Origin of the sequence: Flavobacterium sp. HTF (genome assembly GCF_003105115.1) — a bacterium.
Taxonomy (GTDB): Bacteria; Bacteroidota; Bacteroidia; order Flavobacteriales; family Flavobacteriaceae; genus Flavobacterium.
In genome coordinates this window covers 1-11,987 of the sequence record NZ_QETH01000115.1, presented here as the reverse complement: position 1 = coordinate 11,987, position 11,987 = coordinate 1, and the positions used below count along the sequence as shown (strand labels likewise).

Here is an 11,987-nt window from a genome sequence, read left to right as displayed (position 1 = left end):
AATTTTACGTTTTCAATTTTGAGAATCCGGCAATATTCGAATTCTACAGATTACGGCAAAACGTGAAATATCTTATAAATTAGAGAGAAAAAATATATTCATTATTCATTTAAACTAAATTTAGTTTACTAGTAAAGATTAAAATTAAAAAACCTGATTTTTATTTTTATAACAATTAATGTTAAAATTGTTATATTTTTATATATTTGAAACATTAAATAACGACCAATGATCTTTTACAAACAAGGACTTCCAGAAAGCAAATTATTAGAATTATACAAAAAAATACTAAAACCCCGACTGATAGAAGAGAAGATGCTAATCCTGATTCGTCAGGGGAAAGTTTCAAAATGGTTTTCCGGTATCGGTCAGGAAGCTGTGGCTGTTGGAGTTACTGCGGCTTTGGACGATTTTGAATACATCTTGCCAATGCACCGGAATTTGGGTGTTTTTACTAGCCGAAATATTCCTTTGCACAGGCTTTTTTCGCAATGGCAGGGAAAAGCAAGCGGTTTTACAAAAGGAAGGGACCGTAGTTTTCACTTTGGAACTCAAAAATATAATATCATCGGAATGATTTCGCATCTCGGTCCTCAATTAGGTATCGCAGACGGAATCGCACTGGCTGATAAACTTAAAAACAATAAAAAAATTACAGCTGTTTTTACCGGTGAAGGCGCTACCAGTGAAGGAGATTTTCATGAAGCCCTGAATATAGCTGCTGTTTGGCAGTTGCCCGTAATGTTTATTATAGAAAACAATGGTTATGGACTTTCTACGCCAACTAATGAGCAATATTATTGTGAAAACCTTGCTGATAAGGGAATTGGTTATGGTATAGAAAGTTATATTATTGACGGAAACAATATTCTGGAAGTTTATAATAAAATAGTACAGTTAAAGAAGGAAATGAAAGAAAACCCGCATCCGGTTTTATTGGAATTCAAAACGTTCAGGATGCGTGGTCACGAAGAGGCAAGCGGAACCAAATATGTTCCGGAAGATTTAATGAAACAATGGGAAACAAGAGATCCTGTTGATAATTACAGAAAGTTTTTATTAGAAGAAGGCATCCTTACCGAAGAATTTGATACCGCTTTACGCGAAGAAATAAAACTGGAAATTGATCAAAATTTATCAATTGCAAACGTAGAACCTGAAATTGTACCAACTTACAGCGGAGAATTAGATGATGTATATAAACCGTATGAACATGAAGAAGTTAATCCTTCGGAATCTTTAGAAAATATCCGTTTTATTGATGCTATCAGCAAAGGTTTAAAGCAGTCAATGGAACGCCATGAGAATTTAATTATCATGGGGCAGGACATTGCAGAATATGGCGGAGCTTTTAAAATCACAGATGGCTTTGTAGATTTATTTGGAAAAGAACGCGTTCGTAATACTCCAATTTGCGAAAGTGCCGTTGTTTCTGCTGCAATGGGATTATCTATCAACGGTCACAAAGCAATTGTTGAAATGCAGTTTGCTGACTTTGTTTCGACAGGTTTTAATCCTATTGTAAATTTACTGGCAAAAACGCATTACCGCTGGGGAGAAAAAGCCGATGTTGTTGTTCGTATGCCTTGTGGCGGCGGAACTCAGGCGGGGCCGTTTCACTCACAGACAAATGAGGCCTGGTTTACAAAAACACCAGGTCTAAAAGTAGTTTATCCGGCTTTTCCTTATGATGCAAAAGGTCTTTTAAATACTTCTATTAATGATCCTAATCCGGTTTTATTTTTTGAACACAAACAATTATACCGCAGCGTTTATCAGGATGTTCCGGCTGATTATTATACTATTCCGTTAGGGAAAGCCGCTTTATTAAAGGAAGGAAATGATGTGACTATTATTTCTTTTGGAGCGCCTGTACACTGGGCTTTAGAAACGTTGGCTAAAAATCCTGAAATAAAAGCTGATCTGATTGATTTGAGAACATTACAGCCTTTGGATACTGAAGCTATTTTTGCATCGGTAAAAAAGACAGGAAAAGCAATTATCTATCAGGAAGATACTTTGTTTGGCGGTATTGCCAGCGATATTTCGGCTCTAATAATGGAAGAATGTTTTGAATATCTGGATGCTCCCGTAAAAAGAGTAGCAAGTCTTGATTCTCCAATTCCGTTTACAAAAGCACTTGAAGATCAGTTTTTGGCTAAAAACCGATTTGAAGACGTTTTATTAGAATTGCTGAAATATTAGTAAGATATGCTTCTGAGTTATTTAGTTCTTTAATGATCTTAATAACTCAGAAGCTTAAAATATTTTAAAATTTTACTTCTTCAAACAACTGTACCTGGCTTTTTAATCTTTCAATCAGCAAATTCATCATTCTTTTGTTTAAACTGGATGAATTTTGAATATACGTATTGTATTCTTCAACAGTAAAAAGAGCCATCACCATTCCTTTTAATGAATTCCTGAATTTAATGTCTTTCTGAATGGAATTTTCGATGGTCTGCAATTTCTTTTCGACCGTATAAGAGTAGAAATCAGGTTTGTTTTTATTTACATAGTTGGCAAAAGCTGCGATAAAAATATCATTTTGAAGTTTTAAAACCGGCCTGATCGTCTGATTTTGGAACAACTCATCAGCTGAAGACTGAGCACTTACAGTTCCTAAAGTTTCGCCTCTGAATTCTTTTAAAAAAGTGTCTCTGTCTGTCATGTTTTTTCTTTAAATTTAAGAAAAAATAAAACAGAAAAAAAACTATTTTTTTATACTTAAAACTTAAATAAAAAATAGGCTTTGCTATTAACTGAATTTATAATGTGACTTAAATCCTTTAAAAATTTTTCAAATGAACAAACTATCAATTATTTTTCTTATTTCGATTTTAACCTTGGTAATCTCCTGTAATTCAAAAGAAAAGGATCATTACAAAGAAGTACAATATAGAGCTGTAAAAGGAAAAGATACTGCTGTTATGGCATTAAAGATTAGTGACAAACGCTTTTATGGACGTTATGAACTATCGTATTATAAAATCGGGAAAGATTCAGGTGATGTTCGTGGTGATATTAAAGGAGATACCCTGACAGGCGATATCCACTACATTTCAAATGGAGGAAGCTGGAAAAGGATTCCGTTAGCTTTGCTCAAAAAAGAAAACTCATTAATATTAGGAAAAGGAATAGCGGGTACTTATATGAACCTGCCTTGTTTTATTCAGGGTAGTTTAAGCTATCAGAACCCTGATTTTATTTTTGAAGAAATTCAGAAGTAGGAGGGGTTAGTTTGAAGTTTGAAGTTTCAGGTTTCAGGTTTCAGGTTTCAGGTTATTAAATTGAGCATAAATTGATACGCGTCAAATTGAACCTGAAACCTGAAACTTGAAAAACCTGAAACAAAAAAACTAATCAAACCTTCCAATCTGAGATGGCAATTCGAATATTTCCAAATCAAAATAAATGACTGAAGCCATTATATGATCAAAAATATCAGCCATTATATACTCGTAATTTGCCCAGCGTTTATCACTTGAAAACACATAAATTTCCAAAGGAACCCCATGTTCTGTTGATTGTAACTGTCGGCACATGATATGCATGTTTTTATTTAACCCGGGGTGATCCAGAAGATATTGCATGATGTATTTTCTAAACAAACCCAAATTGGTCATATTTCGGCCATTTAGCGCAAGCGATTTATCAATACCACGTGTAGCATTGTATTTTATAATCTCAGCCTGTCTTGTTTCGATATAAGAGGTTATTAACTGAACATTTTTCATGTGATCCAGATCCTGATCATTCAGGAAACGAATACTGCTGCTTTTTATCAAAACATGCCTTTTAATACGTCTTCCTTCAGACTTTTGCATTCCGCGCCAGTTTTGAAAAGAATCGGAACTCAGGGCATACGTTGGAATTGTGGTAATCGTATTGTCAAAATTTCGGACTTTTACAGTCGTTAGGTTTATTTCAATCACATCACCGTCGGCTCCAAATTTATCCATTGTAATCCAGTCGCCAATACGAACCATATCGTTTATAGCTACCTGAACACTCGATACAAATCCTAAAATAGTATCTCTGAAAATTAAAATGATAATTGCTGAAAGCGTTCCTAAAATGGTTAACAATTCGCCTTTTTTAATTCCGAATAAAGTCGAAATGATAAGAGCTACACCAAAAATCCAAAGAACAATCATGATTACCTGGACGAAACTATCAATAGGTTTATCGCTATATTCAGGCTTTTGTTTTAAGTAATCTCTTAGGGAATTAAAAATGGTCCTTACGATCCATAACCCCAGTAAAACAATATAGACACCAACTATTTTTCCAAACATCAGCTCCCAGTATTCGTACCTGTCCAAAATTACCGGAACTGCTTTGTAAATAAAGAAAAAAGGAATTAAATACGCCGTATAACGTGTTGTTTTGTTCTGAATTAAATAATCGTCAAACTTTGTTTTGGTTCTCTGGGCAAAAATAGCGGTTAGGGTTACCAAAACAAACTTGGCTGCATAGTAGATTACATACGCGAGCGCAATAAGAATGATAATATTGAAGATAAGGCTGATATAAGACGCAAAATTGCGGCTCATTCCCCAATCTCTAAAAACGGGATATAAAAAATTGAATATTTTATCCAGGAACTTATGCATTATTTTCTAAGTATTTTTTTTCAATATAGAAAGTTCCAAAAGGAATAAGAGAAGCAATTAAAATGATTCCGAAGGTTTTTAAATCCCAGTTTTGTGATTTTTTAAGCAAAAATGCCAATATAATATAGCCAATAAACAAAATACCGTGAGTCATTCCTAACGGACGTAATAATGTATGATAAAGTTCCGGATTATTGGTTTTGATTATAAGCATGTTAGCGAATAAAACTAAATATGAGATTCCTTCTAAAATTGCTGTAACTTTAAAAATCTTGAGCATGTAATTATTTTTTGAGTTTATACCAGCAAAATTAGGCATTATGGTTGGTATTTGATATCTGAAACCAAAAAATAAATTGTTTTTTCATATTGTTAAGCCGGTAACGTTTTTGTGTGTTTCTTTACAGTAATTTGTCCTTTTCAAAATAATAACACTATAAAATTTAAGCAATCCAGCTGGAATTTGGATTTTAAAAAATTGGAACTTAACTTAGTTATTGAAATTTAATTCAAACATTAATAATGAGCAAACGCGATTTAAAAAAATACCTGGCAGAATTAAGTAAAGAACAACTCGAAGAACAGATTGTTGAATTGTATGAAAAATTTGCCCCGGTAAAGGTTTTTTATGATTTTGCTTTTAACCCTAAAGAAGATAAGCTGTTGCAGGAAAGCAAAGTTAAAATCTCACATGAATATTTTCCAATAAAAAAACCGGCTTCAAAATGGCGTCCAAAAGCAAAAATGCGTCGTTCGGTTGCACAAAAAATCATTAAACATTTTATTTCGCTCGGAGTAGATGCTTTTATAATTGCTGATCTAATGTTATATAACATTGAAATTGCGCAAACTTACTCCTCACAAAATCTAATAAAACAGGAATTGTTTTACAAAAGTATGTTTAATTCTTTTGAGCAGGCTGTTAATTTTACAATCTCAAATGGAATTTTGAATGAATTTAAAGCAAGAATTGTTGCAATTCAACAAGAAACTATTCAACAGAAATGGAAAAATAAGTACGATTTTGATACAATTTTAGATAAAATCGACTTATAAAAACACTTCCCATAAAAAATCTTATTAAAAAGAATAATTTTTTTTAAGTTAAAACACAATGAATAACTGTTTTTTAGGTGTACTTTTGCAAAAATCCAAAAATTACAATGCTCCAAAACACGTTAGAAATAGAAAGAGAAGACAAAAAAGAACTTTATGCTTATCAAAAAGGTGACATTGACGCCATTTTTGATCGCTTAGATAACGCTCCTTCCAGACATCATTTATTATATCAACTGCCTACAGGTGGTGGAAAAACAGTAATTTTTTCTGAAATCGTTCGTCGCTATTTGTCTCATAATGATAAAAAAGTGGTGGTATTGACACACCGAATCGAACTTTGTAAGCAAACTTCAAAAATGCTGAAAGGTTTTGGTGTAACTAACAAAATAATCAATAGCAAAGTAAAAGAATTGCCTGACCAGAATGAATATTCCTGCTTTGTGGCCATGGTTGAAACATTAAAAAACCGTATCAATGATGAAAAATTACATCTTGATAATATTGGTTTGGTGATTATTGATGAGGCACATTACAACTCATTCCGTAAATTATTAAATTCATTCAAAAATGCTTTTATTCTTGGAGTAACGGCAACACCTTTGAGTTCGAATATAAAGCTGCCAATGCATCAAAGTTATGATGAGCTTATTGTTGGAGACACAATTAGTTCGTTAATTGACAAAGGATTTTTGGCACGTGCTACTACTTATAGTTATGATGTTGGATTAACATCCCTAAAAGTTGGTATCAATGGAGATTATACAGTAAAATCTTCTGATGATTTGTATACAAATACAATCATGCAGGAAAAATTGCTTCATGCTTATACAGAGCGTTCGTTAGGAAAAAAGACCCTGATTTTTAATAATGGTATCCATACATCCTTATATGTGTATGAAACTTTTAGAGAAGCAGGTTACGATATCAGACACCTTGACAATACCAGCAGTACCGAAGAACGTAAAGATATCCTTCAATGGTTTAAGAAAACTCCGGATGCAATCCTGACTTCTGTCGGAATTCTGACTACCGGTTTTGATGAGCCTACAGTTGAGACTATTATCTTAAACAGAGCAACAAAATCGTTAACATTATACTACCAAATGATTGGTCGTGGTTCTCGTAAACTACCTGGAAAAGATGAATTTACAGTTATTGATTTAGGTAATAATGCAGCTCGTTTTGGATTATGGAGCGAGCCGGTAAACTGGCAGCATATTTTTAAATCTCCTGAGTTTTATCTTGAAAACCTTCGTGATGATACTGAGATCGAAATGTTTTTTAAATACAGCATGCCGCCGGAATTACGAGCTAAATTCAGCAAAACTCCTGATGTTACTTTTGATGTTGATGAAGAACATAAATTAGCCATTAAGCAAAATTTGCGTTCAAAAATCGTATTGGACAAATCCCTGGAGCAACATGCAGCTATGTGTGTTGATAACACTGAAACACTACAGGAAGCTAAATCATTAGGAAAAGAACTTGATGATGATATTGAATGCCGTATTAAGCGTTATGCAAAATGTCTGAGCCAGTGTAGCAAAAACTACCGTGAATGGCTGGTTGATGACTACAAGAAAAATATGACGTTGCTGATCGGTAAAAAATACCGTGAAAAAATCATGAACGAACCGGATTGATAATTTTATAAGTTTTTAATTGTTTCAGGTTTCATGTTTCAAGTTTTTGGAATCTAAAACAATCATAATAATTAGAAGGAGAAATGGCATTTATCATTAAATGTGATTTCTCCTTTTGTCAAACTTCTTAAGTTTCTGCGTAACTTGAAACTTGAAACAAATAAAAATAAAATAAACAAAAATAAAAATGTCTAAACCATTCTCAGAATTAGGAATTTCAGCACCCATTTTAAAAGCTTTAGGTGAATTAAGCATTGTTGAACCAACAGAAATTCAGCAAAAAACAATTCCGCTTTTATTGACTGAAACCCATGATGTTGTTGGTTTAGCAAAAACAGGAACTGGAAAAACAGCTGCTTTTGGACTGCCATTATTACAATTAATGGATACGAAATCAGACATTGTTCAGGCTGTAATTTTAGTTCCGACAAGAGAACTTGGTCAGCAGATTTTTAAAAATCTGGAAGATTTTGGAAAACACATTCCAAATATCTCTATCGCTTCAACTTGCGGAGGAACGCCCATAAAACCTCAAATTGAAAGACTTGCACAACCCACCCATATTGTTGTTGCAACCCCGGGACGTTTAATCGATTTGATTCAGCGTAAAGCGGTTGATTTTAAACAAGCACAATATTTAGTCCTGGACGAGGCTGATGAAATGGTTTCTATTCTAAAAGAAAGTTTAGATGAAATTATCGCTGAATTGCCCAAAAAACACCGCACTTTATTATTTTCTGCCACTTTACCGGGAACAATCAAACAATTGATCCAGAATTATTTAAACAAAAATGTAGTTCAGGTAAGTGCCAATATGGAAACAATTGGCAACCAGGGAATTGATCACGAATATATTGTGGTTGATCCTATTGAAAAACTGGATGTTTTAATGCATTTCCTTAATTCAAAAGAAGGGGAGAGAGGGATTATTTTTTGTAAAACCAAAGCTGCAGTCAATAAATTAGCCAAAAATCTGGCAATAAACCGTTTTTCTTCCGGTGCGCTGCATGGAAGTTTGTCTCAGGGAATCCGTGACAGAATTATGGAACAATTTCGTGAAGGCCATATTAATATTTTAGTAGCTACAGATTTGGCTGCCAGAGGAATCGATGTAAAAGAAATTTCGTATGTTGTCAATTACCATTTGCCTGATACTTATGAAACCTACGTTCACAGAAGCGGAAGAACGGCAAGGGCAGGGGCAAAAGGGCTTGCTTTGACAGTAATTCAGCAGGAAGAAGCCATTGAAATTCCGGAATTTGAGAGAGAATTAGATCTTAAGTTTACCGAATTCAAAAAACCAACTGCCGTAAGTTTAGAAGAAAACAATACCCTTTTGTGGGCCAAACAAATCTTTAAAACAAAGCCAAATCACGATATTTCTGCGGATTTAAAAACAAAAGTAAAAACTGTTTTTCATCATCTGACAAAAGAGGAGCTAATCGAAAAATTGCTTGCTAACTATGTTTTGCAAAACAAAATCGATATAGTTGAAAAACCTGTTAAAAAATTTAAAAACTAAGTTCCGTCAACTTTGTAACTGTTAAATTATGTTGTACATTTAAGGTAATTTAAAACAAAACATCCTTATTCATAAAACAACATATATGAAAATAGTCATTATTGGAGGTGGTTTTGCAGGCATAAATCTCGCAAAAGAGCTTGTGAACCAACCTGAAATACAAGTAACACTTGTAGACAAGAACAATTATAATTTTTTTCCACCTCTTATATATCAAGTTGCAACAGCTTTCTTAGAGCCATCAAGCATCAGTTACCCTTTCAGAAAATTTTTTGCCGGAAAAAAGAATCTTCAATTTCGTTTAGGAGAATTACTTACTGTCGTTCCTGCCGAAAATAAAATAATTCTCAACAATGGAGAATTAGACTATGATTACCTTGTTTTTGCTACCGGTGCAGAAACAAGTTATTTTGGTATGGAAAACGTAATGAAAAACGCCATTCCGATGAAAACATTAAATGATGCCATCGAAATGCGAAATACATTGCTTAAAAACCTTGAAAAAGCCGCAATTACCAAAGATATTCGCAAACGCCGTAAATTATTGACAATTGTAGTTGCCGGTGGAGGACCAACAGGCGTAGAAGTTTCTGGTATGTTTGCCGAAATGCGTAAAAATATTTTACTTAAAGAGTATCCTGAGTTAGAAACTTCTGCCAGCAATGTTTATTTGGTAGATGGCGGAGATGCACTGCTTGCACCAATGAGTAAAGAATCTCAAAAAGATACGTTAGAAGCTCTTACCAAACTGGGAGTTGTTGTAAAACTTCATACCAGAGTAACAGATTATGTAGACGATACTGTTCATTTTGAAAATGGAGATACCATCAAAACCAAAAATTTGATTTGGGCTGCCGGTGTTTCAGCAAAACTTTTTGACGGAATTCCAACTGAAAGTTATGGCCGTGGCCGACGTATGGCAACCGATCAGTATAATAAGGTGAATGGTCTTGAAAATATTTACGCAATTGGCGATACTGCAATTACTGCCGGAGATAAAAATTTTCCTGACGGACACCCACAAGTAGCTCAGGTTGCTATTCAGCAAGGATTAAACTTAGCCAAAAACTTTAAAGCAATGGTTAAAAATAAGCCTCTTAAACCATTTGCTTACAATGACAAAGGATCTATGGCAATTATAGGAAAAAACAAAGCTGTCGTAGATTTACCAAGTCCAAAATGGCATTTCAAAGGATTTTTTGCCTGGATAATCTGGTTGTTTATTCACCTGATATCCTTAATAACGTACAGAAACAGACTCAATACTTTTTATAACTGGATGGTAGCTTATTTCGCCAGAGACCAGTCTCTGAGAATGATTATCAGACCTGATAAAAGAAATTAGTTAAATCCATAAATATCAAATAAAAAAGCCAGATTTTTAAAATCTGGCTTTTTTATGTTACTCACAATCTCTTTGGGAATTTGGAATTTAAAAATTGGAATTTAATAAATTTAATGTCCAGCCAAAACATCATCGTTTTCAGAAACAGTTACTTTTTCTTTAATAAAGCGCTTTCCAATATTCAAAACAATAAAAGCAATTACGGTGGTAGAAGTCATGATAAGTACCATTGGTGCTACAGAGTCTTTTACAAAAACACCCACAGCGAATGAAGCCAGAGCGCCTAAACCTAATTGAATAGCACCCATCAAAGCCGAAGCAATTCCGGCATTTTTAGCAAAAGGTGCCATTGTAAGCCCTGCGGTATTTGGATTTGAAATTCCTAAACAACCTAAAAACAAGAACAGCATTGCAATAGTTGTATACAATCCTAACATATTATTTAAGGAAAGAAAAAGAAAAACAATACTGATTACAGATTGTAAAATTAAGGCAGCAAAGATCATTTGCTCACTTGAGAATTTCTTCAATAAAACCGAATTCAGCTGACTTGAACCAATAAAGCTTACAGACATAAAAGCAAAAATCCACCCATAAGTCTTAGCGTCTACATGGTAAATATCCATAAAAATTATAGGAGAGGCCGCTACGTAGGTAAATAAGCCCGAAAAAGCGATAGAACCTGTAAAAGCATACGTATAAAATTGTGGTTCCTTTAGCACCTTTATAAAACCTGAAATAATTGGTTTTGGTTTTAAAGAAATTGAAGTGTCAGGTTTATAACTATTTGGCAAACCAAAATGTGAAGCAATTAAAATTGCAATTCCCATGCACATTAATATAAAAAACACCATATGCCAGCCAAAATCTTCTGTTACATAACCTCCAATTGTTGGTGCCAGCATTGGAGAAAGTCCTAGAACAAGCATTAACAAAGAAAAAACTTTTGGAATATCCTTTACAGGAAACAAATCACGCACCATGGCTACAGAAGCTACAGTTGCAGCACAACTTCCGATAGCCTGAATAAAGCGTAATAGTATAAAGGAATCAATATCTGTAACATAAACACAGCCTAATGAAGCTAAAATGTAAACTGAAAGCCCTATAAACAAAGGTTTTTTTCGTCCAAAGCGATCTAATAAAGGTCCGTAAAGCAATTGTCCGGCAGATATTCCGATGAAATAACTGGACAAACTCATTGAAACGCGGGCAACTGTGGTATGCAGGTCTTTTGCAATTCCGGAAAAACCGGGCAAATACATATCGATAGAAAAAGGACCAAGAGCAGTTAGAGAACCTAAAATGAGGATAAGTTGAATATATTTTTTTGTTGTCATTTTCTTAAAAGATTGCTTTTAATTTCGGGCAAAGGTAAATATTTACTACCTTGTTAAGTAGAGAAACTTTCTATATCTCAAAAAGAGGTTAGTTTATTTCTGCCTATTCGGTTTTCAAAAGTGTTTTGAAAACGATTAATTTAAAATTAAAAACATGAAAAAGTACATTTTACTATTAGCTTTTATCACCACAACCATTTCATTTGCTCAGACAATTTCATCTAAACAAGAAGATGCAAACGTAGCTCAATATGCTTTGCTTCAAAAGGTAAACCAATTTTATCCGGATATTACGCTGAATAAAACCATCACAAATTTTTATGCAGATGGAAAAATCATTGATTCGCAGCAACAGTTTGATTTAAAAGGAACAAAATTTTCAAGTTATAAACTTGGAATTGAGCCGGACAACAAAAAATTATTATTCGAATATGTTACAGATGAAACCGGAAAAGTTTACGG

Annotated in this window: 11 protein-coding genes; 7 read left to right on the top strand and 4 right to left on the bottom strand. The window is 33.7% G+C overall.

Annotated elements, in window-relative coordinates:
• Window positions 1–228: 228 nt before the first annotated feature.
• A complete protein-coding gene (locus tag DCO46_RS20555) occupies window positions 229–2,205 on the top strand; it encodes a thiamine pyrophosphate-dependent enzyme (protein ID WP_116754356.1) in 1,977 nt (658 codons plus the stop codon).
• 64 nt (window positions 2,206–2,269) lie between these two features.
• Here the strand turns inward: DCO46_RS20555 and DCO46_RS20550 are convergent, their stop codons facing one another.
• Window positions 2,270–2,671, bottom strand: a complete 402-nt coding sequence (locus tag DCO46_RS20550; RefSeq protein WP_116754355.1) for a glyoxalase — start codon at window positions 2,669–2,671, stop codon at window positions 2,270–2,272.
• 133 nt (window positions 2,672–2,804) lie between these two features.
• Here DCO46_RS20550 and DCO46_RS20545 point away from each other — a divergent pair, with 133 nt between their 5' ends.
• Entirely contained in the window at window positions 2,805–3,230 is a 426-nt protein-coding gene (locus tag DCO46_RS20545) for a hypothetical protein (RefSeq protein ID WP_116754354.1), read from the top strand.
• Window positions 3,231–3,359: 129 nt separating this feature from the next.
• Here the strand turns inward: DCO46_RS20545 and DCO46_RS20540 are convergent, their stop codons facing one another.
• Entirely contained in the window at window positions 3,360–4,616 is a 1,257-nt protein-coding gene (locus DCO46_RS20540) for a mechanosensitive ion channel family protein (protein WP_116754353.1), read from the bottom strand.
• The gene (locus tag DCO46_RS20535; protein ID WP_116754357.1) at window positions 4,609–4,896 is read right to left on the bottom strand and encodes a DUF3817 domain-containing protein; all 288 of its coding nucleotides are present in this window, start codon (window positions 4,894–4,896) and stop codon (window positions 4,609–4,611) included. The genes DCO46_RS20540 and DCO46_RS20535 overlap by 8 nt, the downstream gene beginning before the upstream one ends.
• Window positions 4,897–5,138: 242 nt before the next feature.
• Here DCO46_RS20535 and DCO46_RS20530 point away from each other — a divergent pair, with 242 nt between their 5' ends.
• The 4 genes from DCO46_RS20530 to DCO46_RS20515 all read left to right on the top strand — a co-directional run bounded on the left by DCO46_RS20530 (window position 5,139) and on the right by DCO46_RS20515 (window position 10,185).
• The gene (locus DCO46_RS20530) at window positions 5,139–5,672 is read left to right on the top strand and encodes a DUF6155 family protein (RefSeq protein WP_116754352.1); all 534 of its coding nucleotides are present in this window, start codon (window positions 5,139–5,141) and stop codon (window positions 5,670–5,672) included.
• A 107-nt stretch (window positions 5,673–5,779) separates the two neighbouring features.
• On the top strand, window positions 5,780–7,318 hold the full coding sequence (locus DCO46_RS20525) for a DEAD/DEAH box helicase (protein WP_116754351.1): 1,539 nt from the start codon (window positions 5,780–5,782) through the stop codon (window positions 7,316–7,318).
• Between the two features lie 187 nt (window positions 7,319–7,505).
• Window positions 7,506–8,840: a DEAD/DEAH box helicase gene (locus DCO46_RS20520; protein ID WP_116754350.1), complete on the top strand. Its 1,335-nt coding sequence runs from the start codon at window positions 7,506–7,508 to the stop codon at window positions 8,838–8,840.
• Window positions 8,841–8,925: 85 nt separating this feature from the next.
• Entirely contained in the window at window positions 8,926–10,185 is a 1,260-nt protein-coding gene (locus DCO46_RS20515; protein WP_116754349.1) for an NAD(P)/FAD-dependent oxidoreductase, read from the top strand.
• 110 nt (window positions 10,186–10,295) lie between these two features.
• On the opposite strand, the gene DCO46_RS20510 is transcribed toward DCO46_RS20515, so the two are convergent.
• Window positions 10,296–11,525 carry a multidrug effflux MFS transporter gene (locus DCO46_RS20510; RefSeq protein ID WP_116754348.1) on the bottom strand — a complete coding sequence of 410 codons (1,230 nt, stop codon included), beginning with the start codon at window positions 11,523–11,525 and terminating at the stop codon, window positions 10,296–10,298.
• A 154-nt stretch (window positions 11,526–11,679) separates the two neighbouring features.
• Here DCO46_RS20510 and DCO46_RS20505 point away from each other — a divergent pair.
• Window positions 11,680–11,987, top strand: a 308-nt coding sequence (locus tag DCO46_RS20505; protein WP_116754347.1) for a hypothetical protein, incomplete at its 3' end; no start/stop codon positions are given.

Bases quoted from the DNA above. Each gene is read 5' to 3' on its own strand.
- DCO46_RS20525 (WP_116754351.1), top strand. From the start codon at position 5,780: ATGCTCCAAAACACGTTAGAAATAGAAAGAGAAGACAAAAAAGAACTT.
- DCO46_RS20520 (WP_116754350.1), top strand. From the start codon at position 7,506: ATGTCTAAACCATTCTCAGAATTAGGAATTTCAGCACCCATTTTAAAA.
- DCO46_RS20530 (WP_116754352.1), top strand. From the start codon at position 5,139: ATGAGCAAACGCGATTTAAAAAAATACCTGGCAGAATTAAGTAAAGAA.
- DCO46_RS20510 (WP_116754348.1), bottom strand. From the start codon at position 11,525: ATGACAACAAAAAAATATATTCAACTTATCCTCATTTTAGGTTCTCTA.
- DCO46_RS20550 (WP_116754355.1), bottom strand. From the start codon at position 2,671: ATGACAGACAGAGACACTTTTTTAAAAGAATTCAGAGGCGAAACTTTA.
- DCO46_RS20515 (WP_116754349.1), top strand. From the start codon at position 8,926: ATGAAAATAGTCATTATTGGAGGTGGTTTTGCAGGCATAAATCTCGCA.
- DCO46_RS20555 (WP_116754356.1), top strand. From the start codon at position 229: ATGATCTTTTACAAACAAGGACTTCCAGAAAGCAAATTATTAGAATTA.
- DCO46_RS20535 (WP_116754357.1), bottom strand. From the start codon at position 4,896: ATGCTCAAGATTTTTAAAGTTACAGCAATTTTAGAAGGAATCTCATAT.
- DCO46_RS20540 (WP_116754353.1), bottom strand. From the start codon at position 4,616: ATGCATAAGTTCCTGGATAAAATATTCAATTTTTTATATCCCGTTTTT.
- DCO46_RS20545 (WP_116754354.1), top strand. From the start codon at position 2,805: ATGAACAAACTATCAATTATTTTTCTTATTTCGATTTTAACCTTGGTA.